This is a genomic window from Microbacterium sp. F51-2R, from assembly GCF_052180235.1.
Taxonomy (GTDB): domain Bacteria; phylum Actinomycetota; class Actinomycetes; order Actinomycetales; family Microbacteriaceae; genus Microbacterium.
On sequence record NZ_CP197470.1, the window covers coordinates 755,241 to 779,893 of the forward strand.

Here is a 24,653-nt window from a genome sequence, read left to right on the forward strand (position 1 = left end):
GGCCCGGAGTGCTTCCCTAGGTGTCGCCGGCCGTGTCGCCGGGCGTGTCACCGGCACTGTCGTCGGGCACGCCGATGGCTGGCGCGCGCACGGTCTGCGCGAGCCCCGCAGACGTGACCGAGCGGACGAGCTGCGCCATCCAGTCCGTCCGCGTCTGCTCGACGTGATCGGTCACGGGCTGCTGATCCTGCGGTAGCTGCGCAGCGGTGAGGTCGTTGTCGACGAGATACACGACCTCGCCGGGTTTGACGTAGTAGAGGCGCTCGCGCGCCTGCGTCGTGATGTACGCGGGATCGCGCCAGCGCTGGCGTTGCGCCTGGAGGTCGTCGACCTGCTCCTTGCTGACTTCGACGGATGCCGCGAGCGCCGCGATCTGCTGACGCTGATCCACGTACGTCCCGATCGTCGGCACGAGCACGAAGGCCGCCAGCACGACGAGTCCGAGCATGATGACCATGAAGCCCGACAGGCGGATGCCGCCGAGCCAGCCGCGGACGTCGACGTCGCGGCGCACGCGCGCCGGACGCCGGGGACGAGAAGGGGGAGCCGCCCCAGTGGTCACGGCTCCCCCTCTCGTCGGTGTGTCCTGCTCAGCCCTTGTAGCGCGGGAACGCTCCGCGACCCGCGAAGACCGCGGCGTCGCCGAGCTCTTCCTCGATGCGCAGAAGCTGATTGTATTTCGCGACGCGCTCGCTGCGGGCGGGCGCGCCGGTCTTGATCTGACCCGCGTTGACCGCGACGGCGAGGTCGGCGATCGTCGTGTCCTCGGTCTCGCCCGAGCGGTGCGAGAGCATCGAGCGGTAGCCGTTCTGCGTCGCCAGGGCGATCGCGTCGAGCGTCTCGGAGAGCGTGCCGATCTGGTTGACCTTGACCAGGAGCGCGTTGGCGACCTCGAGGTCGATGCCCTTCTGCAGGCGCACGGGGTTCGTGACGAAGAGGTCGTCGCCGACGAGCTGGACCTTCTTGCCGATCTTGTCCGTGAGGTCCTTCCAGGCGTCCCAGTCGTCCTCGGCGAGGGCGTCCTCGATCGTGACGATCGGGTAGTTCGCGACGAGGTCGGCGAAGTAGTCGGTGAGCTTGTCGGCCGACCAGGCCTGGCCTTCGACCGTGTACACGCCGTCCTTGAAGAACTCCGTCGCGGCGACGTCGAGGCCCACGGCGATGTCCTGCCCGGGGGTGAAGCCGGCCTTCTCGATCGCCTTCATGAGGAAGTCGAGGCCCTCGCGGTTGCTGGGGAGGTCGGGGGCGAACCCGCCCTCGTCGCCGAGTCCGGTCGCGAAGCCCGCGGCCTTCAGCTCGCCCTTGAGGACGTGGTAGACCTCGGTGCCCCACCGCAGCGACTCGGCGTAGGTGTCGGCGCCGATCGGCGCGAGGAAGTACTCCTGGAAGTCGATGCCGTTGTCGGCGTGCTCGCCGCCGTTGATGACGTTGAACAGCGGCACGGGCAGGACGTGCGCGTTGGGTCCGCCGAGGTAGCGGAAGAGCGGAAGGTCGGCCGAGTCGGCGGCGGCCTTCGCGACGGCGAGCGAGACGCCGAGGATGGCGTTGGCGCCCGTGCGCGACTTGTTCTCGGTGCCGTCGGTCTCGATGAGGATCTCGTCGACGATGCGCTGCTCGCTCGCCTCCACGCCCTCGATCGCCGGGCCGAGCTCGTCGATGACGGCCGCGACGGCCTTCAGGACGCCCTTGCCGCTGTAGCGCGACTTGTCGCCGTCGCGCAGCTCATAGGCCTCGAAGGCGCCGGTGGACGCACCCGAGGGGACAGCCGCACGCTGCACGGTTCCGTCGTCGAGGAGCACCTCCACTTCGACGGTGGGGTTGCCGCGCGAGTCGAGGATCTCGCGCGCGTTGACTGCCTCGATAAGTGCCACGGAGGACTCCTTGTTTCGTGGAGAGTGGGCTTGTGGATCAGGAGCGTCGTCGGTCCGCCCCCGAGTCTAGTGAGCACGGATGCCCCGGCCACAGGCATCCGTCATGAACAGCCGGTCTCGACACGACCACGGCGGGGCGACGGGATGCGCCGGGGATGACGCGGCGCTCGGCGTGTTCAGACCACCAGGGCGATGGCGACGCCGTCCCAGCCTTTCGCGTCGAGCGTCTGCAGCGCGGTCGCGTCGAAGCGCGGGTCGCGACCGAGGAGCTCGAGCCCGCGCTGCGTGCCGATGACCTGGGCCTCTTCGGTCGCGGGGTCGGCGACGCGCCCGCCACGGCCGACGTTGTCGACGACGACGACGGTTCCGGGATGCCCCAGCTTGGCCGCCCAATCGAGGTAGATCGTGTTCGACTCCTTGTCGGCGTCGATGAAGACCATGTCGAAGGACTCGTCTCCCGCGAGCGTGGGGAGGACGTCGGCGGCGCGCCCGATCTTCACCTCGACCTTGTCGCCGACGCCCGCGCGAGCGAGGTTCGCCCGCGCGATCTCGGCGTTGCGCGGCTCGGCCTCGATCGTCACGACGTGGCCGTCGTCCGGGATCGCACGGGCCATCCAGATCGTCGAGTAGGCGCCCAGCGTGCCGATCTCGAGGATCCGGCGGGCACCCGACATCCGGGCGAGGAGGTGCAGGAGCTTGCCGTTGACGGGCGCGACCTCGATCGGGGGCAGCCCCGCGGCGTTCTGGTCGGCGACGGCGGCGTCGAGGGCCGCGTCGCGCCCGACCAGCGTCGCGGTGAAGTAGGCGTCGAGGCGCTGCCACGCGTCGGGTGTCGGGTCGGCCATGGCCTCAGCCAACCGGCGGCGGCGCGCCGAGTCAACCCTTCGAGAGGCGCCGGGTCCTGGCCTCAGGGCTGCCGTCCGAACGGGCCGCGGGCGACACGCCGGTGGACGGATGCCGGGACCCGGCGTGCCGGGCCGCTCGCCGTGCGGACGGCCCGGCGCGTGGGCGACCCGCGGCAGGGGCGGGTCAGTCGGGGTGGCCCATCGCCGCGACGACGGCCGGCAGCAGCGCCTCGGCGGTGCGCCGGTAGCCGAGGGCGCTCGGGTGGAAGCGGTCGACGCTGAACATCTCGTCCGGGCGCGAGACGAAGAGGTGCCCGACGGCCCGCCGGAGCGAGACGCGCCGCGCACCCAGCCGCAGCGCCGCCGCGGCCTGTGCCGTCGCGAGCCGCCGCGACTGCCGTCCGCCGAGCGCCCGGAGCGGCTGCGGTACGGGGCGGAGCGCCCCGAGATCCGGATACGTGCCGACGACGACCTCGGCGCCGAGCATGCGGAGGCGCCCGATCGCGGCTTCGAGGTGCGCGATCGAGACCCGCACCGGCACGCGATGCGTGACGTCGTTGCCGCCGACGACGATGACGGCGACGTCGGGCCGGTAGGCCGGCGGGAGACCCCCCAGCTGCGCGGCGAGCATCGACGTCTCGGCGCCGACGACGGCGCCCGTCCGCAGTCGCACGGGCCTCTGGAGCCGCTTCGCGAGGCCCTTCGCGACGCGTGCGCCGAGGGTCTCCTTACGCCGCAGCGCGCCGAGGCCCACCGCGATCGAGTCGCCGAGCACGAGCAGCTCGAGCGGGTCGCCGCCGCGCGAGCGGCGCCACACGCGATCCGCGTCGATCGCGTCCTCGCCGAGCGGCTTGCCGATCCGCCGTCGTGCGACGGCGGCCTGGCGCTGCAGCAGCGCCCGGGTGCCGGCCAGCGCGACGCCCGCGCCGGCGAGGGATCCCGCGGCGGCGAAGACAGCGGTCCGCGAGCGGCTCACGATCCGTATTGGAACGCGCGGAGGTGAACGGATGCTGTCCGCAGCCTGTCAGGACGCGGTGCGCCGCATCACCCCATCCCCCTCCCCCGGGTTCGGGATGTGCGACATCGGCCGTTCGCGGCCAGGAGCTAAGGTGCTCGACGTGAGCTCCCCCGGACTGGTGCGCAGACTCGGCCTTGCCGACGCCGTCTTCATCGGGCTCGGCTCGATGATCGGGGCGGGCGTCTTCGCCGCCTTCGGCCCCGCCGCCGGCGCGGCGGGCTCGGGTCTCCTCGTCGGCCTGGCCCTCGCGGCCGCCGTGGCGTTCGGCAACGCGACGTCGTCGGCGCAGCTCGCCGCCGTGCACCCCGCCTCGGGTGGCACGTACGCGTACGGCAGAGCGGAGCTCGGCCCGTGGTGGGGCTTCATCGCGGGGTGGGGCTTCGTCGTCGGGAAGACGGCGAGCTGCGCCGCGATGGCGCTCACCTTCGCGGCGTATGCGGCCCCGGCCGGGTGGGAGAAGCCCGTCGCGATCATCGCCGTCGTCGCGCTCGTGACGGTCAACTGGTTCGGCATAACCCGGACGGCGCAGCTGACCCGGATCATCGTCGTCGTCGTGCTCCTGACCCTCGCCGTCGCGGTCGCGGCGGGCTTCAGCGCACCCGACGCCCCGGGATGGCTCGGCTCCGAGGCGCTGTGGTCGGACGGCTGGTACGGCATCCTGCAGTCCGCGGGCCTGCTGTTCTTCGCCTTCGCCGGCTACGCGCGCATTGCGACGATGGGTGAGGAGGTGCGCGACCCCGCACGCACGATCCCCCGCGCCATCGTCCTCGCTTTCGCCGGGGCGCTCGTCGTGTACGCGGCCGTCGCCTTCGCCGTGCTCTCGTCCCTCGGTCCCCAGGCGACGGCGGCGTCGACCGAACCCGTCGCCGCCGCGGTCGCCGCGTCGGGATGGACCTGGGCCGAGCCCACCGTGCGCGTCGGAGCCGCCGCGGCGTCGCTCGGCGCGCTCCTCGCGCTCATCGCCGGGATCGGCCGCACGAGCTTCGCGATGGCGCGCGAAGGCGACCTTCCGCGGTTCCTGGCCGCCGTTCACCCGCGCTGGCACGTGCCGCACCGGGCCGAGGCGACGCTCGGGGTCGTCGTCGTGATCCTCGTCGCGCTCGTCGATCTGCGCGGCGCGATCGGATTCTCGTCGTTCGGCGTGCTGATCTACTACCTCGTCGCGAACATCGCCGCGTTCCGGCAGGACCCCGGCGTTCGCCGCTACCCGCGGGCGCTGCAGATCGTCGGCGCCGTCGGCTGCGTCGTGCTCGTCGTGACCCTGCCGTGGCAGAGCGTGCTTGTCGGTCTCGGCGTGTTCGTGGTGGGCGTCGTCTACCGCGCGATCCGGCTCCGCATCACGCGAGCGCGCTGAAACCGCGCACCGCCCGAGTGCGCCGGAGGCTCAGGACAGCCGCTTGATCTCCAGGCTGTCCCTCGTCGCCCCGGCAGGCACTGTCGCGAAGGCCGTGTAGCCGTCGGAGGCCGCGCGTTCGAGCAGCGGTTTGAGGTTCTTGGTGCGCTGCTCCAGGCGCACGCGCGACCCCTCCGCCACGAACTGCGCCTTCAGCGCGACGAGCTCGTGCATCGGCACGTCGCGGTCGTGCACGAGCACGATCGCCTCGGCCGCGCCCTCGTCGGCGGTCGAGACGAGCTCGACGATGCGCTCGAAGCCGATCGAGAAGCCGACCGCCGGCACGTCCTGGCCGAGGAAGCGGCCGATCATGCCGTCGTAGCGACCTCCGCCGCCCAGCGAGTACGACACCGACGGGTGCGCGAGCTCGAAGATCGTGCCGGTGTAGTAGCCCATGCCGCGCACGAGGAAGGGGTCGAAGACGAGTGGGACATCCCGTTCGGAGCGCGACGCCGCGACGGCCTCGCCGATCCCGACGAGGTGCGCGACGATCTCGTCGGGCGCACCCTCGGGCAGCGCCGTGCGGATCTGCCGTTCGCCGAACGGGTGGTGCTCGAGCGTGACGGGGCGCCGCAGGAAAGCCTCGAACGCGTCTACCGCGTCCGCGCCGGTTCCGCGATCCCGCAGCTCCGCGACGATGCCCTCGGGGCCGATCTTGTCGAGCTTGTCGATCGTGATGAGGACGCCCGGCCGCTCGTCCGCCGAGAAGCCGAAGCGCTCGAGCATCCAGTCCAGCGCGCGCCGGTCGTTGATCCGCACCGACCCGCCCTCGAGCCCGAGCGCGTCGACGGCGTCGAGCGTCGCGACGACGAGCTCGGCCTCGGCGCGGGCCGAGGCATCCCCGATGATGTCGATGTCGCACTGCACGAACTGGCGGTAGCGGCCCTTCTGCGGCCGCTCAGCGCGCCACACCGGCGCGATCTGGATGGCGCGGAACACCGTCGGCAGCTCGGCGCGGTGCGTCGCGTAGAAGCGCGCGAGCGGCACCGTGAGGTCGTAGCGCAGGCCCAGGTCGGTCAGGGCCGACGGGTCGCCCGCCGCGGCGCGGACGGCCTCGGCATCCAGTCCGCGCTTGAGGATGTTGAAGGCGAGCTTCTCGTTGTCACCGCCGATGCCGGCGTGCAGGCGCGCGTACTCCTCGACGACGGGGGTCTCGATCTCGTCGAACCCGTGCGCGCGATAGCGCTCGCGGATGACGGCGAGCACGCGCTCGCGCCGGGCCTTGTCTGCAGGGAGGAAGTCGCGCATGCCGCGCGGCGGATTGACGGATGCCACGGCACCATCTTTTCAGGTCGGATCGCCGGCTTCGCGCCGGCGGATGTCGTGCTCGAGCGTCCGCAGGCGCTCGCGGAGCGCCCGCTCGGCGTCCCAGCCGTTCGCGCGGGCCGTCGCGACGAGGGCGAGGAGCGCCTCGCCGAGCGCGGCCTCGGTCGCGATTCCGCCAACCAGGGCATTCTCGTCGAGACCAGGGTCGGCGTCCCCTGTCTCGACGAGAATCCCCTGGTTCGACGTTTCGAGACCGACCGATCCGGCCTTGCCGAGCAGCTTCTGCGCGAGGGCGAGCGAGGGCATGTGCGCGGAGACGCCGTCCAGCACGCTGGTCCGCGCCCCCTTCTCGGCGGCCTTCGCGGCGTTCCAGTGCACGAGCACCTCTTCGGGCGTGTTCGCGACGGCGCCGGCGAAGACATGCGGGTGCCTGCGCACCATCTTCTCGGTGAGCCCCCGTGCGACGTCGTCGATGTCGAACGGGTCGTCAGGATCGCGGGAGGCGATCTCGGCGTGGAACAGCACCTGCCAAAGGAGGTCGCCGAGCTCTTCGCGGAGGTCGTCGCGCGTGCCGTCCTCGACGGCGTCGATGAGCTCGGCGCTCTCCTCCACGAGGTACGGCACGAGCGCGCGATGGTCGATCTGCTGCGTCCAGACGCAGCGATCCCGCACGGCGCGCATCGTCTCGGCGGCTTCGCGCAGCGGATCCGCCGCGGGGATCATCGGGTGACTGTCGCGATCGGGGCCGGTCATGCTGCCTCCTCCTGGACGGCGGTGCCTTCCCGCCGGTGATGGCGGACGCGCAGGATGAGCAGCGCCGCCGCGACGAACATCGAGATGACCGAGCCGGCGAGGACGCCGAGCACGGCCTTGTCGCGCACGACGGGCTCCGACGCGAACGCGAGGTTGGCGAGGAGGAGCGACACCGTGAACCCGATGCCGCCCAGCGCGCCGACGGCGATGAGGTCTCCCGTCGCGATCTTGGGGTGGTCGGGCGTTGCGAGGAAGCGCTGGCCGAGCCATCCCATCCCGGCGATCCCGATGAGCTTGCCCACCGGCAGCGCGATGAGCGTGCCCCAGAACACAGCCTCGCCCGGGCCCCCGAAGTCGGGGATCGGCACGAGGGCCGCGGTGAAGGCGAAGAGCGGCAGGATGACCGCGTTGACCCACGGCTCCAGCGCATGGCGCGTCACGAGCGCCGGCGTCTGAGCCATCGCGAGGCCGAGGAGCACGCCGGCGATCGTCGCGTGCACCCCCGACAGCAGGATGAACGCCCAGGTCAGCCCCGCGAGCACGACGAGCCCCGCGATCACGAGCCACTGCAGGCGGCCGTAGAGCATGCGGCTCAGGATGCCGAACAGCACCGTGGTGAGAAGGCCCGCCGCCAGCATGCCGAAGTTCAGGTCGGTGGCGAAGAGCACGGCGATGAAGACGATCCCCACGACGTCGTCGATGATCGCGAGCGCGAGGAGGAAGACGCGCACGCCCGAGGGCAGCCCGCGTCCGAACACCGCGAGCACGCCGAGCGCGAAGGCGATGTCGGTCGCCGTCGGGATCGGCCAGCCCTCCTGGAAGCCGCTCCCCGCCGTGATGATCAGGTAGATCACGATCGGCACGATGACGCCGCCTGCCGCGGCCAGCGCGGGCTGTACGGCGCGGCGGGCGCTGCGCAGCTCTCCGCGGGTGAGCTCGTACTGCAGCTCGATCGAGACCATGAAGAAGAAGAAGACGAGCAGGCCGTCGGACACCCAGTGGGTCAGCGACAGATCGATCGCGGTGGCGGGGACGGCCAGGTGGGCGTGCGAGAACTCGATGACGGCGGGGCCGATGGGCGAGTTCGCGATGATGAGGCCGGCACCGGCCGCGACGAGCAGCAGGATGGCGGGGAAGCGGGCGGAGCGGAGAATTTTCACGGGACCTCCGGACGGGAAGAGCCGTCTGCCGGGCGGCGCCGGGCAGCGGCGAGGACGAGCCGACCAGACTTCCCGGCGCACCGGCATCCATGTTAGCCAGTGCCTGCCGACCGGCTCCGCGACCCCGCGCGTTCCGGACCGTCGACCACCCCGCGGGGGCGTCACACGTGACAAGACCGAAACGAGACGGCGATAGCGTGGAGATCATGCCCGAACTGACCAGGACCGAGGCCATCGACCTCGTCGGCCGTTACGAAGCGGGCCAGGAGATCCCCGAGCGGATGCGCGCGGACGTGCGCATGCTCGGCGCGCTCCTGGGTCGCGTGCTGCGCGAGAGCGGCTCGCCGGGACTGTACGAGGATGTCGAGCGCCTGCGCGCCGCGACGATCCAGGCCTACACCGACGAGACCCCCGAAGCCTTCGAACGCGCCGCCCGCATCGCCGACTCCTTCACGACCGAGCGCGCCGACGAGGTCGCCCGGGCGTTCACGGTGTACTTCCACCTCGCCAACCTCGTCGAGGAGCACCAGCGCGTGCGCGTCCTGCGCGAGCGCGACGGGCGTCCCGAGAAGGAGGACGCGACCGACTCCGTGGCGGCAGCCTTCGTGCGCCTGGCCGCCGAGGTGGGCGACGACACGGCGCTCAAGCGCCTGCAGGCGATGCGGTTCCACCCCGTGTTCACGGCCCACCCGACCGAGGCTCGGCGCAGCGCCATCTCGCGCAGCATCCGTCGCCTGGCGACGCTGCTCGACGAACACGATGCGATGCTCCGCAACGGTGCCGACGAGCGCCGCGCCGAGCGCCGCATGGTCGAAGAGATCGACACGCTCTGGCGCACGGCTCCCCTGCGACCCGAGAAGCCCTCGCCCACCGACGAGGTGCGCTCGGTCATGGAGGTCTTCGACGAGACGCTCTACACGTCGATCCCGCACGTCTACCGTCGCGTCGACGACGCCCTGCAGGGGCCGGCGGCGGGCTCGCGGGCCCCCATCGTGCGGCCCTTCGTGCGGGTGGGCTCGTGGGTCGGCGGCGACCGGGACGGCAACCCCTTCGTCACGGCATCCGTCACCCGCAAGGCGGCGAAGATCGCCAGCCAGCACATCCTGCTGGGCCTAGAGCGCACGACCACCCGCATCGGGCGCACCCTCACGCTCGATGCCGCGACCACTCCCCCGAGCCCCGCACTCACGGCGCTCCTGCAGCGCCTGGTGAACGAGGATGAGGAGGCGGCGGTCGAGATCGCCAAGCGCTCACCCAACGAGCCGCACCGGCGCACGCTCCTGCTGCTGGCGCGCCGGATCGCCGCGACCGCCCGCCGCGATGCGCGGCTGGCCTACACCGACCCCGAGGACTTCCTCGCCGACCTGCGGATCGTGCAGGACTCGCTCGTCCAGGCGCCCGCACCGCGCCAGGCCTTCGGCCACCTCCAGCAGCTCATCTGGCAGGTCGAGACGTTCGGCTTCCACCTGACCGAGCTCGAGGTGCGCCAGCACTCCGCCGTCCACGCGAAGGCCCTCGCCGAGCTCGATGCCGGCGGCGCGCGCAGCGAGATGACCGAGGAGGTGCTGGCGGTCTTCCGCAGCGTCGCCGCGATCCAGCGCCGCCTCGGCCCCCGTGCCGCCGGCCGCTACATCGTGTCGTTCACGCAGTCCGCGCAGGACCTCGCGAACGTCCACCGCCTCGCCGAGTACGCCGCGGCCGACGGCGGGGAGCGTCCCGTCCTCGACGTCATCCCGCTGTTCGAGACGTTCGCCGACCTGCAGGCCGCCCCCGGCATCCTCGCCGAGATCGTCGAGCACCCCGAGTTCGCCGGTCGCCTGGAGGCGACCGGCCGGCGGCTCGAGGTCATGCTCGGCTACTCGGACTCGTCGAAGGACGTCGGCCCGGTCGCCGCGACCCTCGCGCTCTACGAGGCGCAGGCGCGCATCGCCGCGTGGGCCGACGACAACGGCATCGAGCTCACCCTCTTCCACGGCCGCGGCGGCGCGCTCGGCCGCGGCGGCGGGCCCGCGAACACGGCGATCCTCGGGCAGCCGCCGCACTCCGTCGACGGCCGGTTCAAGCTGACCGAGCAGGGCGAGGTCATCTTCGCCCGCTACGGCGAGCCGGCCATCGCGATGCGCCACATCGATCAGGTCGCCGCCGCCGTGCTGCTGGCCTCCGCGCCCTCCATCGAAGAGCGCAACCGCGCCGCCGCCGAGCGCTTCGCCGAGACCGCCGCGACGATGGACATCGCGTCGCGGGAGCGCTTCTTCTCGCTCGTCAAGGCACCGGGCTTCGCGCCGTGGTTCGCCCAGGTGACGCCGATGGAGGAGATCGGGCTCCTGGCGCTGGGCTCGCGCCCGGCCAGGCGCGGCCTCTCGGTCGAGTCGCTCGAAGACCTCCGCGCCATCCCGTGGGTCTTCGCGTGGACGCAGGCGCGCATCAACCTCGCCGGCTGGTTCGGCCTGGGGTCGGCCCTCGACGCCGTCGGCGACGTCGAGCTGCTGCGCCGCGCGTACGACGAGTGGCCGCTGTTTCGCACCCTCATCGACAACGTGGCGATGAGCCTCGCGAAGGCCGACAGCCGCATCGCGCGCCGCTATCTGGATCTCGGCGACCGCGACGACCTCGCCGCGATCGTCATGGACGAGCTCGAGCTCACCCGCTCGTGGGTCGTGCGCGTCGCGGGCGGCGGGGAGCTGCTCCAGAACCGCCCGATCCTGCAGCGCGCCGTCAAGCTCCGCAGCCCCTACGTCGACGCGCTCTCGCTGCTGCAGCTGCGCGCCCTGCGCGCGCTGCGGGACGCAGCGACCGCCGGCGCCCCCGCCGACCCCGATCAGCAGCGCCTGCTGCTCCTGTCGGTCAGCGGCGTCGCGGCGGGACTGCAGAACACCGGCTGATCGCGGGTCGCTCCCGCGCCCTCGCCGGTGCGGGCGTACCGTGGCGCCATGGTCAGGACATGGGAGGACGGCACGGTCGCCGTCGAGGTGTGCCCGATCTGTTCCTCGCTGCAGGTCAGGGTCGTCGAACCGGAGTGGTTCGTCGTCGAGCTCGAGCGCGCCGAGCTGCGCGCACCGGCGGTGTTCGAGGTCGAGTTCGCCTGCCGGGATTGCGGATCGCACTGGAACTGACGGATGCCGGGGGCCCCGGCATCCGGATCATTCCAGTCGTCTGTCGTAGGCGTGGCGGGAGAGCCCTCGGCCGTAGCGCTCTGTGAGCTGCACCATGAGATCGGGCGTGTCACGGTCGAGGCCGAAGACGTAGCCGGGGAAGTCGAGCTCGCGCTGCGCCGCCCAGATCTCCTCGTGGCGCTCGGGCGGCAGGAGCTGGACGGGGTCGCCGACGGCGACCCAGCCGATCGGCACGACCGAGTCGGGCGCGAGGGTCGTGCGCAGATGCACGACCGCGTTGATGCGCACTTCGCTGCGCGTGCCGATGCGGGCGCCGTTGAAGATGCGCGTGCCCGTCGCGAGGAACACCTCGTCGGCGACGGTCGCGCCGCTGATGCTCGCCATCGGGCCGACCAGCACGTGCGATCCGATGTGGACGGGGTTGACGGCCGTCGCGCGGATGAGCGCGTTCTCCATCACGATGACGTTCTCGCCGAGCGTGATGGCACCGCCCTCGGCCGTGATGACCGCGCCGTGCAGCACTTGGCTCCCCGGCCCGATCGTGACGTCGCCGCTGATGACGGCCGTCGGCGCGACGACGGCCTCGGGATGGATGCGGGGGCTGGCCCCGAGATGCTCGAACTGCACGGGCCCTCCTCGGTCAGCGCCAGCGTAGCGGGCGACGGTCGTCTCGGGGAGCCGCCCCCGATCCAGAAGGCGGCAGCACACAGCGCACGCCCCCACGCACGGTGCCCCGCCCCCTGGGTGGGGCGGGGCACCGGCTGATCACCGAGGAGCGGGGGTCAGCATGTGCGCGCGTCGTACTCGAGCGTGCGCTCCTCGGTCACCGTCTTGCCGTCGACCGTGCCCGAGAGGGTCGCCGTGTAGCTCCCCGCCGGCAGCGCGCCCAGGCGCGTCGAGAACGCCTGGCTCGACTTCGTGTCGGCGCCCAGGTCGGTGAGCGTGCGGGCGCCGAACGGCGTCTGCAGGCCGACCGTGACCGGAGCGTCACCCGAGTTGCCCACCGCCACGATGAGCGTCGCCTTGCCCGCGACGCAGCGCGTGACCGCCGTGAACGCGACATCGAACGACGGCGCGGGAGGCTCGGCCGCCCACGCCTCGAACTCGAGGATGCCGCTGGATCCGCCGGCGCTGGCCGTGCCCCACGCCTGCATGAGCGCGCGCAGCTTGGTCGTCGTGACCGGCGTGAACGTCACCTCGTTGATCGCGGTCGAGGAGCGGCCGTAGGACCCGGAGGTCTCGACGTCCTTCCACTGCCCGGTGGCGAGATCGGCGTACTGCAGCTTCCATTCGCGCGGCGGGATCATCCCGACGTTGGCGGTGTCGGGCGAGTCGCGGAAGAACAGCACGCCGGCCTTGTCGACCGTCACGATGCGATCCCACTCCAGCTGAACCCACTGCTCGCCGACGTTCGGCCACGTGCCCCACGACGCGCCGGTGAGCGCGCCGTCGTTGACGGCCGTGACGCTGTTCCACGACGACGTGTACGACGCCGTGGGAGTCGCGATCGGGGCGATGTTGCCCGACAGCGGGGCGTTCGGCGAGAGCGGCACGCTGACGGATGCCGTGGTAGAGACGTTCCCCGCGGCATCCTTCGCCCGCAGGTACACGACGTGACGCTGATCGTCGACCGTCACGGGAGCCGTGTAGGCGGCCCAGCCGATCGGCGCGTCGATCGCGTACTCGATCACGGCGACACCCGAGCCGGCGTCGGCAGCCGTGGCCGCCACGGCGCGAGCCGCGACGTCGAGGGTGCCGCTGACGGTCGGCTTCGCCGTGTCGATGCGCACGGTGATCGACTCCTCGTCGGAGGTGTTGCCCGCGGCATCCGTCGCCCGTGCCTTGACCGAGTGCACGCCGTCGGCGGAGACGGTCGTCTCGGCGAAGCGCACGTTCTCGGTGGACTGCCACGCACCCGCGTCGACCGCGAGGTCGATGCGCGTGCGCAGGTCGCGATCGTCGGCGGCCGTCGCGCGGACGGTGACCGGCGAGACGAACCAGTCCGAGGCCCCGGCGACGCCCGAGGTCGTCAGTGCGACGGTCGGAGCGACCGTGTCGAGCGGCTCGCCGAACACCTCGAGCTCGCTGAGGCCGACGACGGCTCCCGCTCCCGAGGTGGCAAGGAAGAGTCGGATGCCGGTCGCCACGACCGGCTCGAACTCGATGGCGCTCGGCTCGCCGGCCTTGACGGCCGGCCCGTCCGCGACATCCGTCCATACCCCGTCGACGCGGGCCTGCACCGTGGCTGCCGCGGGAAGGGTGACGCCGTCGCCCGTCCAGAAGTGCGCCGTCACGCCGTCGACGCGCACGGGCGCGCCCCACGTGTACCCCGCTGTCGGAGCGGATGCCTCGGCCGCCGTCGTCCAGACGGGCGAGGCGTCGCCCGTGTAGGCGATCTCCTCGTCGTTGAGCGCCGCGAGGCTCGCACCGGCTGCCGTGCCCTGCGCTTCGGGGGTGCCCGTGAGCGCGAGGTTCGTCCGCCAGGCGTCGTCTCCGCGCACCGTGACGGTGGCCGAGACGCGACCGGCCGCATAGCCCTCGACGAACCCGCTCACGGTGAAGGTGCCCGCGGTGGCGTAGTCGGCGGCATCCACCGCGTCCCACCGCACGGCGGTGGGCACCGTGTCGGCGCCGTAGATGAGGCCGACCGTCTCGGGCAGCTCCGGGGCGATGCCGGCGTCGGTGACGACGGCGACCTCCGCCGCGGCGTCGGGCTGGGCCTGGTGCACCTCCCACTCCTCGACGGCGAGTGCCGAGTACTGCGGCGGGTTGGCCGCGTTGGGCGAGGCGTTGAGGACGGCGCGCAGGCGCGACGTCGTGACGTCGTCGAAGGTCACCGTGTGGACGGCGGTCGTCGTGGTCGGGTAGCCGCTGGGGTTCGGCACGTTCTTCCACTCGCCCGCGTCCCAATACTGCAGAACCCACGAGGAGGGGTCCGAGACGCCGTTGCCGGTGCCGGGAGGCGTGTCGCGCCAGAACTTGATGCGGGCCTTGTCGACGCGGACCGGGGTGTCCCACTCGTACTGGATCCACTGCTGCGCGGGACGCGTAGCCGACCAGCTGCCCCACATGTCCGGCGGGAGCGGGTTCGGGCGGATGATCTCGTCGTTGAGCGACTTGATCCAGTACTGCGTCGGGATCGGCTCATTGGACGCGGATGCCTTCGCCCACGGCGCGACGTTCGACCGGGGTGTCAGGTTCGCGGTCTTCTCGGGCGTCATGACGACGGGCTTGATGCGCGCGGGGGTCTGCGTGTCGTCCCATTCCAGGTGGTCGATCGCGACCGAGCGGCGGAAGTGGTTGCCGCCGACGGCGTCGGCCGTGTGGTACGCGATGTACCACTGGCCCTTGAACTCCGCGATCGCCGGGTGGCTCGTCGTCGACGAGACCGGCGCGAGGATGCGGCCGCGGAACGTCCAGGGTCCGAGCGGGCTCGAGGCCGTGGAGTAGGCGATGCACGCGTGGTAGTTGGCGGGCGTGCAGCTGCTCGTGGGTCCGGCGTTGTTCGCGGCGTACGCGAGGTAGTACGTGCCGTTGCGCTGGAAGAGCCACGCCGCCTCGAAGAACCCGGTGACGCCCGACGTGATGGTGGTCGGTGTGCCGATGCGGGTCTTCATGTCGGCGCCGAGCTCGATCGCCATGAGCCGGCCGAAGCTCCCCCAGTACATCCACACGCGGCCGTTGTCGACCATGACGGTCGGGTCGATGTTGTGGGCGTCGTTGCCGAGGATCGTCTGCGAGACGATCGGGCCGCCCGCGTGGTCGGTCCAGGGGCCGAGTGGCGTGTCGGAGACCGCGACGCCGATGCCGAACTTGTCGGCGGCCGTCGAGTTCTTCTCGTTGACCGGGACGTACCAGTAGTAGCGGCCGTCGAGGCCCTTCACGACCTGACCCGCGTACGCGCGGCCCGACGTCGCCCAGCTGAAGACGCCCTCGGGGCGCATGAGCGACGGGTGGTGCTCCCACTGCCCGCCGTCGACGTCCTTCGTCGAGAACGCCTGCCACTCGTTCATGATGAAGTCGTTCGTCGTGGGGCCCGCCTCGTCGCGGCCCGCGTGGATGTAGAGCGTGTCGTCGACGGCGAGCAGCGTCGGGTCGGCCGAATAGACCGAGCCGTCGCCGATGATCGGGTTCTGCGTCGCGGCCGACGCCGTCGTCGCGGGCACGAGCGCCGCGATGAGCGCCGCCACGACGCCCGCGGCTATGGCTCTGCCATACCTGCTTCTTGATCTGGAGACCACGATGTCCTCTCTGGTTGGTGTGCGGTGAGTCTTCTGGTGTGCGGGGAGTCTTGTCGGGTCGGTGGGAGCGGGGAGTCCGGCTCGGTGGTTCAGCGCGGCGCGGGTCCTGTCGAGTCGCGCACGACGAGGCGGGGCTCGATGGCGGCGCGCGTGACGCCCACGTCGCGCTCGATCGCCCCGAGCAGGAGCTCGACGGCGAGCGCGCCGAGCTCGGCGAAGTCCTGACGCACGGTCGTCAGCGGCGGAAGGAAGTGCTTCGCGTCCGGAAGATCGTCGAAGCCCACGACGCTGACGTCGTCGGGCACGCGCAGCCCCTGCTCGCTCAGCCCCCGGACGACGCCGAGGGCCATCTGGTCGTTCGCCGCGAAGACGGCGGTCGCGCCGCCCGGTTCGAAGAGCCGGCCGAACGCGTAGCCGGCGTCCGACGTCCAGTCGCCCTGGGCGGCGGCGATCGGCTCGAGCCCGGCCGCCGTGAGGGCGTCCTCCCAGCCCTGGCGCCGTGCGCGCGCGTCGAACCAGCTGTCGGGTCCTGCGAGATGGAGGATGCGTCGGTGCCCGAGCTCGACGAGATGCGTGACGGCGCGCCGCGCGCCCTCGCGCTGGTCGATCCCCGCGGCGCGGAAGCCGTCGCGCGGCTCCGACGTGATGACGACGGCGGGGATGTCGGGCACCTGGCGCCGGAGGGCGTCGAGCGACGCCTCACGCGGCGCGATGACGCACAGCCCGTCGACGCCCTGCGTCACGAGATCGACGATCGCGTCATCCATCCCCGCGTGCTCGTCGTCGGTCACCGAGAACTGGCCGATCGCGTAGCCGGCGCGGCGCGCGGCCGCCTCGAACGCCCGGAGCGTCGTGTTGGGCCCGTACTCGACGGGGCTGTCGACGAGGACGCCCATGCGCATCGTCCGCTGGGTCGCGAGAGCCCGCGCGATCAGGCTCGGCGTGTAGCTCGTCTGCTCGATCGCCGCGAGGACGCGACGCCTGGTCGACTCGCGCGTGCGGGGATGGTCGTGCAGCACCCGCGAGACGGTCGTGTGCGAGACCCCGGCGAGCCGGGCGACGTCGTAGATGCTCACGCGCTTTGACTGCTCGGCCGTGTCGCTCACGCCGCGGCCTGCCCGCGACGGCGCCGGATCGCGATGGGCACCGCGACGGCAGCCCCCGCGAGGACGAGCACTCCGGCGCCCGCGACCACGAGGGTCGGGATCGGAGGCGTGGCGGCGGTCTCGTCGGCGGCCTCGTCGGCGACCAGGGCCGGCGCTCCGCCGTCGGCAGCGGGGGCACCCGCGACCGACACGGTCGTGGAGAGCTCGCCCGCGCCCGAGACGGCTGTCACCGGCATCGTGCCGCCCGCGGTTCCGACCGGCACGCGCACGAGCGTCGTGCCGGTGCCGTCGGGGCCGACCGTCAGGGTGCCCGCCGCCTCAGCGCTGTCTGCGAGGCGGATCTCCCACACGCTGCCCTCGGCGGCGCCGACGACCGCGACGGGGAACTCCTGCCCCACGGCGGCCTGGCGGACGCCGGCGTAGAGCGCGGCGGGGGACGCGGCATCCGTCGTCTGAATCCGAAGACCCGTCTGGATGTGTGCTCCTGTCCCCGGGGCGACCGCCGACGCGGCGGCTGCGGGGCCGAAGGCCGCGAGCGACGCGGCGATGATGGTGCCGGCGGCGAACCGCGCGAGCTGGGTGCGACTCATGTCGTCTCCTCGGTGGAGGTGTGCGAGGCGTGTGAGGCTGCGGGGTGTGCGAGGTGTTCGAGGTGTTCGGTGGGGGGCGGATCCGAGGGGGCGCCCGCCGCAGCGGCGAGCGCCCCCTCGAGCATCAGCAGCCGTCCGCGGGGTACGACACCTCGTGCTCGTCGGTCACGGTCTTGCCGTCGACCTGACCGCTCACCAGCACCGTCACGCTCCCCGCGGGGAGCTCCTTCAGGCGCGTCGTGAACGTCTGCGACGACGACTTGCCCGGCGCGAGCGCGGCCACCGTCTTCGACCCGTACGGGGTCTGCACCTCGATCTTCAGAGGCACGTCACCGGCGTTCTTGACGCTCGTCACGAGCACCGACTTGCCGGCGACACAGCGGTCGGTGACCGCGACCTCGACGTCGAAGGGGCTCGGCGTGCCGCTCGTCTCGAAGACGCGCCACTCTTTGATGCCGAGGCTGCCCTGACCCTCCGTCGTTCCCTGCGCGGTGAGCGCGAGGCGGAGCGCCTTCGTCGTGACGGGCTCGAACGACACCGAGTTGAAGGTGTCGGGTGCGACCCCGTACTCCCCGGCTGCGACGACGTCGACCCACTCGCCGTTCGCATCGAGGTACTGCGCCTTCCACTGCTTCGGCACCGCGATGCCCGCGCCGTTGGCGTCGATGTTGTCGACGAAGTAGACCTCCAGCTCGTCGACCGTCACCGCCTCCGTCCAGTCGTAGCGCACCCACTGGTCGCTGATCTGCGGCCAGGCTCCCCATACGAACGCGTTGTCGTTGGGGTTGACGTCGCCCGACGAGGTCGGCTCGACATCGTCCTTCAGGCCGTCGGCGGTGTTCCAGCCCGCCGTGTACGAGGCGGTCGGGTCGGCGATGAGCGCGACGTTGCGACGGTGGTTCCCGTCGGATGCCGCGACCACGACGTCCGTCGCCTGGGAGGTGTTGCCCGCCTTGTCGCGTGCCCGCAGCTGCACGGTCACCTCCTCGAGGCCGACGAGGATCGTGCCGTCGTAGGCCGCCCACTCGCCGTCGCCGACGCGGTACTCGATCTTGTCGAGCCCGGAGCCGGCATCCGTCGCCGCGGCCTTGACGGTGCGGGCGACCGGATCCGACGTCGGGACGACCACGGGTGCGGTCGCATCGATGCGGAACTCCGCCGACACGATCTGCGACACGTTGCCGGCCTGATCGGTGGCCCGGGCCTTCACCGTGTGCGCGCCGTCGGCCGTCACCGACACGGGTGCCGTGTAGGCCGCCCATGCCCCGTCGTCCACCGAGACCTCGATCGCCGGCGCGGTGTCGCGGTTGTCGGTCGCGGTCGCCGTCACCTGCACGGAGCCCGTGTGCCAGCCGCTCGCCGAGGCTGCCGGAGAGACGGAGACGGATGCCACGGGCGCGGTCGTGTCCGCACCGGTCGACCCGCCCGTTCCGACCGTGACGGTCGCCGTCGCCGCCTTGGTGCCGGCGATGCTCGTCTGCACCGTGCCCGGGGCCGTGAACTGTCCGTCGGTCGCGTACTTGCTCGCATCGATCGGCTCCCACGTGACCGGAAGGTCCTCACGCGAGCCGTCGTTGTAGAGCACGCCCACCGTGGCGGGAAGCTGCGGCGCGACTCCTGCCGCGGTCTTCACCGCGACGGCGTCGACGAGGTTGATCTGCCCCGGAGCGGTCGCCCGCACCCAGACCGATGCCTTCGCCGGCACAGCCGATCCCGCCACGATCCCGACGACGTCGAAGCCGCCCTCGGTCGCGACCTGCTCGTCCGTGATCGGACCCCACGCGACGAGCTCCGCGCTGCGGCTCCCGTCGGAGTAGATCGCGTCCACCCGTTCGGGCAGCGTCGGGATCGTCCCGACCGCGGTCCGCACGTCGATGGGCTCGATCGCGGTCGGAGCCTCGGCGAACACGCGCCACTCGCTCACACCGATCCCGGCGTAGGGGTCGGTGCCGGTGCCGGGGCCCGCCGCGTTGAAGACGAGCCGGAGGCGGGTCGTCGTCACGGAGTCGAACGATGTCGCGTTCGGCGAAGTGCGGGCCACTCCGTACGTGCCGGCGCCGGTGACGTCAGCCCATGCCGAGCCCGTCCAGTACTGCGCCTTCCACGACTTCGGCACGTTGACGCCGGCACCCGAGGCGGGGTTGGTCTGGTCCGCCCAGAACGCGACCTCGGTGCCGTTCACCCGCACGGGATTCGCCCACGTGTATTGCAGCCAGCGCGTCGCCGGGCGCGAGCCCGACCACGTGCCCCACAGATCGGTCTGCTGACCGCCCGAGTGGAGGACCTTGCCGTCGTTGACCGCGTTGACGTTGTTCCAGCCGGCCGTGTACTCGGCCGTCGGCGTCGCAGCGGGTGCGACGTTCGTGCCCTGCGTGGGCGTGGAGCCCTCGACCGTGACGTCGACCGTGCTGGTCAGCTCGCCGTCGGTCGCCGTGAGGCGGAGGACATACTGCCCGGCGGTCGTGAAGCGCGCGATCGTCGATGCGGAGGACGGCGAGTCGAACAGCGCGAGTCCGCCGGCAGGTGCCGAGACGACGCTCCACGACGAGGTCAGCGTGCCGGTGGGCAGGCCGTCGTCCTTCGTGGTGCCGACGAGGTCGACCTGGCCGGGAACCGCGACGCCCGGCTTGACCCACGCGTCGACCTGCGGCGCGGCGTTCGTGCTCGGCGGCGCTTGGACGCCGGTGTGGAAGACCTGGACCTCCTTGACGCCCGTCTTGAACCCTGCCGCGTGCGTCGCCGTGACGCGCACGGCGTCGCCGGTCACCTCGGGGAACTGCACCTGGTTGAGGTTGCCGCGAGGCGTCGACGGGGTGCGCGCCTGTGAGGGCACGGGCTTCCACTGACCGCCGGAGCGGTACTCGACCGCGTACATCGACGGCTCGGAGTAGCCCGCGACGGTGGCCGACGATGAGGTGCGGTAGAAGTACACGCGCACATCGTCGAAGGTCCGGTCCGACCCGAGCTCGACCGTGATGGAGTCCTTCGCATTGGGCGAGCCCGCCGTGCCCCAGAAGGGCTCGTTGATCGTCGTGCCGTTCACGGCCGCCGCGGGTGCGCGGCCCGATGCCGAGAACGTCGCCGCGACGGTCTTGCCCTGCGCGAGGTTGGCGCTGCCGCCGCTCTGCGCCGAGATGTCGGTGCCGGCCTTCGCGAAGAGGTCGACGACGCGGGCGTCGTCACCGAACGAGACCTGCTGCGGCGTGTCGACCGACGACGTGTTGGCCGTCGTCACCTGAAGGCCGTCCTCGGCTTCGACCGTGCCGGTCGCGGGGTCGTAGACGACCTTGCCGAGGCCGTCGACGGTGAAGGCGAGCTCGCCGTCGAGGAAGACGGAGTAGCCCTCCGGCACGGCGTCGCCGTAGTGGCGCTCGCCGCCGGGTGCGTCCCACGTGATCGTGAGGTCGCGGTCGCGGTAGCGGATGTTGTTCGCCGTGAAGTGGTCCCAATCGATGTCGATCGGGTCGAGCTCGATCTTGGCGTCGCTGCGCGGGCGCAGGCCCATCGCGTCCTCGATCATCGTGAAGTTCGTCGCACCGAGGATCGTGTGGTGGATCCAGGAGCGGTACCCGATCTTCTGCGGATCGGCCGAGCCGTCGGCCCAGAACTCGTTCTGGTCGGGCAGGCGGTTGTCACCGCCGTTCTGGTAATGCGCCCAGGCGTTCCAGTAGAGGAGCTTCTTGTACCACTGCGCGTCGATCGCGTCGGTCGGATAGTCGCGCAGCACGCGGCTGAGCATCCGGAAGGTCACGGTGGAGTTGATGACCGAGAAGTTGTTGCTGCCCGCGTCGCCCTGCGCCGCGGCCTCGGCCTTGTCGGCCTGGTTCGCTGTGTAGAAGGGGAAGATCGGGTACTGCTTGTCGTCCGCCCACAGACGCAGCGCCTCGACGTAGTCGTCGTTGTAGTCCGCGTCACCCGGCTTGGGCATGAGGCCGACCGAGAAGGGGTAGTAGTTGTTGATCTCCTTCCACGGGTTGAACGCGCGGTCGCCCGTGGCCATGCGGTGCTCGAGGAGCTTGTGGTCGGGGTTCCACAGCACGTCGATGACGGCCTTCTTGATCGAGGCCGCCTTCGCGTCCATCTCATCGGCCTTCGCCGTGTTGCCCGCGACGCGGTACGCGTCGGCCGACGCCTTGGCGTTGGAGTAGAGGTACGCGTTCTCGGTGCGGTCCATGTTGCCCGAGCGCCAGTCGAACGACACCGCGTCGGCGTCGTTGCCGGTCATCGCGCCCCAGTTGTACTCGATGAGGCCGTTGCCGTTCTGGTCGTACGCGTCCTGCAGGCCCTTGACGTCGTACTCCGCGTACTCGGCGAGGTTGCCGGCGATGCCGGCGGGGCCGCCGTGCAGCTGGTAGGAGCGCCACGCGGCCTCCGAGATGTACTGCGTGTAGCTGTTCGACCAGTTCGCGGGGTCACCCGGGTTGTCGACGTACTTGTAGCTCTTGGAGGTCTCGCCCGCCGACACCCACGGTCCGTAGGAGTAGATCGGGTCGCGGAAGTACTTCAGGTCGTCGATGAACATGCCCGCCGTGAGCACGATCGCGTTGTTGTACCCCAGCACGCCCTCCATCGAGGTCGGGAACTGGTAGTCGTTTCCGGGGATGTCGGCGTCGAGGTAGTTGAACCTCATGAGCCACCACCGGTAGAAAAGCGTCTTGTCGATGTTGTCTTCGGGCGTGTCGAGGTAGGGCACGTTGTCGGCCCACCACTGGTTGTACGCCGTGACGTGGGTCGCGAACGCCGCCGCCGGCGTCGCGGCACGGTAGGCGTCGTAGTCGGTGCGCGACGCCGGGATCTCGGTCGTCACGAGACCGAGCTGCACCTTCGTCGAGACGCTCCCGCCCGCCGGCACCGAGAGCGTGCGCGTCAGCTGCGTACCGTCCGGGACGAACCCGTCGCCCGAGAAGCGCGGGAAGATCGTGGTGAGGTTGTTGAGGGCGCTGACGACGCCGGTCAGCTCGTCTCCCGCGACGGTGGTCGCATACGGGGATGCCGCGCGCAGCGTCACCGTCTGGGCGGCGCCGGTCGCCTTGACCTCGAGGTCGGTCACGAGCACGTTCGCGTCGGTGATGAACTTCGTCTGGACGATCTCCAGGCCCGATGCGGCGTTGCGGTGCACGCTCCGCCAGTAGCTCGGGGTCTGCTTGCGCTGCGTCGTGTCCTCCGTGAGAGCCACGTTCGCCCCGCCGACCTGCGCCGTGATCGTGTAGCCGCCGCGGTTGTCGATCGACTCCCAGTACGCCAGCTGGCCCTGGAAGCCCAGGGTGCCGGGCGTGTGGGTCTTCATGAAGGCGGCCCGGCCGCGGCTGAACAGCCACTGGTTCGTGTCGTCGAAGCTGCCGGCCGTGCCGGTGCGCGCGAGCATCGCGTCGATCCAGAAGTCCTTCGACGGCGAGACTCCCGCCCCCGCCGCCACGTCGGCGTCGAAGATCGCCTGCAGCTGGTTGCCCGGTGTGTAGGCCACCCCCGTCGCCGGGACCGGGGTGGGGCTCCCCGAGAACGTCGGGTAGCCGATGTCGCTGTTGGCCGCGTTCGCCGGCACGGCGAGAAAGCAGCTGCCTATGACCGCTGCGGCGCCGATGACGGCGACCGCGGAGCGCGCTCCATGGCGGGGGGTCTTCCAGTCCACGTCGTCTGTCCTCTCGGGCGTCGCTCGCCCGTGAGCGATCGCCTGCCTCGGACGTTATCGGTAACAGATTGCGTCCCGCAAGGGTTTTCGGAGTTTTCGGAAGAACGGATGCCGAGACCCGCCAAATCAGCGATGAACCGACGAAACCGTTGAACCGCACGGGGCGAACCGCCCCTTCTCGGGGCCCCGGGAGGCGGTGTAACGTCGTACGCCGTTGCCGACGGGGGGTTCTAGGGTGGAGAACGGCCACCCCGAGGCATCCGTCCCACAGAAAGCTCCACCGTGACCGAGACCCTGCTTGCCCTGCCCCCGATCGTGCGCGATGTCTACGACACGGTCCTGGAGCGCAACCCCCACGAGCCCGAGTTCCAGCAGGCCGTGCACGAGGTGCTCGACTCCATCTCGCCCGTGCTCGAGGCGCACCCGCAGTTCGTCGACGGCGGCATCGTCGAGCGGCTGGTCGAGCCGGAGCGGCAGATCATGTTCCGCGTGCCGTGGGTCGACGACGCCGGCCGCCTGCAGGTAAACCGCGGCTTCCGCGTGCAGTTCTCCTCGGTGCTGGGGCCCTACAAGGGGGGCCTGCGCTTCCACCCCTCGGTCAACCTGTCGATCATCAAGTTCCTGGGCTTCGAGCAGATCTTCAAGAACGCGCTCACGGGTCAGGGCATCGGCGGCGCGAAGGGCGGCAGCGACTTCGACCCCCACGGCCGCTCCGACAGCGAGGTCATGCGCTTCTGCCAGTCGTTCATGAACGAGCTGTACCGCCACCTCGGCGAGCACACCGACGTTCCCGCCGGCGACATCGGCGTCGGCGCCCGCGAGATCGGCTACCTCTTCGGCCAATACCGCAAGATCACCAACCGCCACGAGTCCGGCATGTTCACCGGCAAGGGCGTGCAGTGGGGCGGCGCCGAGGTGCGCACCGAGGCCACCGGCTACGGCGCCGTGTTCTTCGTCGACGAGATGCTCGGCGTGCACGGCGAATCGCTCGAGGGCAAGCGCGTCGCGATCTCCGGCTCGGGCAACGTCGCGATCTACGCCACCGCGAAGGCCTGGCAGCTCGGGGCGACCCCCGTCACCGCCTCGGACTCCTCGGGCTACATCGTCGACGACGCCGGCATCGACGTCGACCTGCTCCGCCAGGTGAAGGAAGTCGATCGCGCGCGGATCAGCGAATACGCGGCACGCCGTCCGTCAGCACGCTTCGTCGAAGGCGCGCGGCCGTGGGAGGTCGCGGTCGACATCGCGATCCCCTCCGCGACGCAGAATGAGATCGACGAGGACGACGCCCGCACTCTCATCGCCAACGGGGTGCGCGCCGTCGCTGAGGGCGCCAACATGCCCTCGACGCCGGGAGCCGTCGCAGAGTTCCAGCGCGCCGGCGTGCTCTTCGGACCGGGAAAGGCGGCCAACGCGGGAGGCGTCGCGACGTCGGCGCTCGAGATGAGCCAGAACGCTGCGCGTCAGCGCTGGACGTTCCACGACAGCGAGGCCAAGCTCCGCTCGATCATGAAGGACGTCCACGACTCGGCCTTCGACGCCGCCGCGCGCTACGACTCCCCGGGCGACTACGTCGTCGGGGCGAACTCCGCCGGGTTCGAGCGCGTCGCCCACGCGATGCTCGCGCAGGGCGTGATCTGACCCCTCCCGCCTCTCGGCGCGGAAGCC

At 71.3% G+C, this 24,653-nt stretch carries 16 protein-coding genes; 4 read left to right on the plus strand and 12 right to left on the minus strand.

What is annotated here, in order from left to right; all coding sequences use genetic code 11:
* Nucleotides 1-16: 16 nt before the first annotated feature.
* The 4 genes from ACSBPH_RS03675 to ACSBPH_RS03690 form a co-directional block, all read right to left on the minus strand.
* Nucleotides 17-562, minus strand: coding sequence for an FtsB family cell division protein (locus ACSBPH_RS03675; RefSeq protein ID WP_442576254.1), 546 nt, complete (start codon nt 560-562; stop codon nt 17-19).
* Between the two features lie 28 nt (nt 563-590).
* Nucleotides 591-1,871 (minus strand): phosphopyruvate hydratase, encoded by a 1,281-nt coding sequence (eno, locus tag ACSBPH_RS03680; RefSeq protein ID WP_442576255.1) that lies wholly within the window; start codon nt 1,869-1,871, stop codon nt 591-593.
* A gap of 176 nt (nt 1,872-2,047) precedes the next feature.
* Nucleotides 2,048-2,716: an O-methyltransferase gene (locus ACSBPH_RS03685; protein ID WP_442576256.1), complete on the minus strand. Its 669-nt coding sequence runs from the start codon at nt 2,714-2,716 to the stop codon at nt 2,048-2,050.
* 184 nt (nt 2,717-2,900) lie between these two features.
* On the minus strand, nt 2,901-3,692 hold the full coding sequence (locus ACSBPH_RS03690; protein WP_442576257.1) for an SGNH/GDSL hydrolase family protein: 792 nt from the start codon (nt 3,690-3,692) through the stop codon (nt 2,901-2,903).
* Nucleotides 3,693-3,834: 142 nt separating this feature from the next.
* Here ACSBPH_RS03690 and ACSBPH_RS03695 point away from each other — a divergent pair, with 142 nt between their 5' ends.
* Nucleotides 3,835-5,088, plus strand: a complete 1,254-nt coding sequence (locus tag ACSBPH_RS03695) for an APC family permease (protein ID WP_442576258.1) — start codon at nt 3,835-3,837, stop codon at nt 5,086-5,088.
* Nucleotides 5,089-5,118: 30 nt separating this feature from the next.
* On the opposite strand, the gene hisS is transcribed toward ACSBPH_RS03695, so the two are convergent.
* Genes hisS through ACSBPH_RS03710 form a run of 3 tightly spaced genes read right to left on the minus strand, consistent with a single transcriptional unit; the run spans nt 5,119 to nt 8,306 of the window.
* The gene (gene hisS / locus ACSBPH_RS03700) at nt 5,119-6,375 is read right to left on the minus strand and encodes a histidine--tRNA ligase (RefSeq protein WP_442577237.1); all 1,257 of its coding nucleotides are present in this window, start codon (nt 6,373-6,375) and stop codon (nt 5,119-5,121) included.
* 39 nt (nt 6,376-6,414) lie between these two features.
* Nucleotides 6,415-7,146, minus strand: coding sequence for a MazG family protein (locus tag ACSBPH_RS03705; RefSeq protein WP_442576259.1), 732 nt, complete (start codon nt 7,144-7,146; stop codon nt 6,415-6,417).
* Nucleotides 7,143-8,306 carry a Na+/H+ antiporter NhaA gene (locus tag ACSBPH_RS03710; protein ID WP_442576260.1) on the minus strand — a complete coding sequence of 388 codons (1,164 nt, stop codon included), beginning with the start codon at nt 8,304-8,306 and terminating at the stop codon, nt 7,143-7,145. The genes ACSBPH_RS03705 and ACSBPH_RS03710 overlap by 4 nt, the downstream gene beginning before the upstream one ends.
* 206 nt (nt 8,307-8,512) lie before the next feature.
* On the opposite strand from ACSBPH_RS03710, the gene ACSBPH_RS03715 reads away from it, so the two are divergent.
* Both ACSBPH_RS03715 and ACSBPH_RS03720 read left to right on the plus strand, forming a co-directional pair.
* On the plus strand, nt 8,513-11,188 hold the full coding sequence (locus ACSBPH_RS03715) for a phosphoenolpyruvate carboxylase (RefSeq protein ID WP_442576261.1): 2,676 nt from the start codon (nt 8,513-8,515) through the stop codon (nt 11,186-11,188).
* A gap of 48 nt (nt 11,189-11,236) precedes the next feature.
* On the plus strand, nt 11,237-11,419 hold the full coding sequence (locus ACSBPH_RS03720; RefSeq protein ID WP_442576262.1) for a hypothetical protein: 183 nt from the start codon (nt 11,237-11,239) through the stop codon (nt 11,417-11,419).
* Between the two features lie 27 nt (nt 11,420-11,446).
* On the opposite strand, the gene ACSBPH_RS03725 is transcribed toward ACSBPH_RS03720, so the two are convergent.
* The 5 genes from ACSBPH_RS03725 to ACSBPH_RS03745 form a co-directional block, all read right to left on the minus strand.
* On the minus strand, nt 11,447-12,046 hold the full coding sequence (locus ACSBPH_RS03725; RefSeq protein ID WP_442576263.1) for a gamma carbonic anhydrase family protein: 600 nt from the start codon (nt 12,044-12,046) through the stop codon (nt 11,447-11,449).
* 155 nt (nt 12,047-12,201) lie between these two features.
* Nucleotides 12,202-15,609, minus strand: a complete 3,408-nt coding sequence (locus ACSBPH_RS03730; RefSeq protein WP_442576264.1) for a family 43 glycosylhydrolase — start codon at nt 15,607-15,609, stop codon at nt 12,202-12,204.
* A gap of 140 nt (nt 15,610-15,749) precedes the next feature.
* A complete protein-coding gene (locus ACSBPH_RS03735) occupies nt 15,750-16,736 on the minus strand; it encodes a LacI family DNA-binding transcriptional regulator (protein ID WP_442576265.1) in 987 nt (328 codons plus the stop codon).
* A 26-nt stretch (nt 16,737-16,762) separates the two neighbouring features.
* Nucleotides 16,763-17,356 carry a hypothetical protein gene (locus ACSBPH_RS03740; protein ID WP_442576266.1) on the minus strand — a complete coding sequence of 198 codons (594 nt, stop codon included), beginning with the start codon at nt 17,354-17,356 and terminating at the stop codon, nt 16,763-16,765.
* Between the two features lie 124 nt (nt 17,357-17,480).
* Nucleotides 17,481-22,985, minus strand: a complete 5,505-nt coding sequence (locus ACSBPH_RS03745; protein WP_442576267.1) for an OmpL47-type beta-barrel domain-containing protein — start codon at nt 22,983-22,985, stop codon at nt 17,481-17,483.
* Between the two features lie 282 nt (nt 22,986-23,267).
* Here ACSBPH_RS03745 and gdhA point away from each other — a divergent pair, with 282 nt between their 5' ends.
* A complete protein-coding gene (gdhA, locus tag ACSBPH_RS03750; protein WP_442576268.1) occupies nt 23,268-24,626 on the plus strand; it encodes an NADP-specific glutamate dehydrogenase in 1,359 nt (452 codons plus the stop codon).
* Nucleotides 24,627-24,653: the final 27 nt, after the last annotated feature.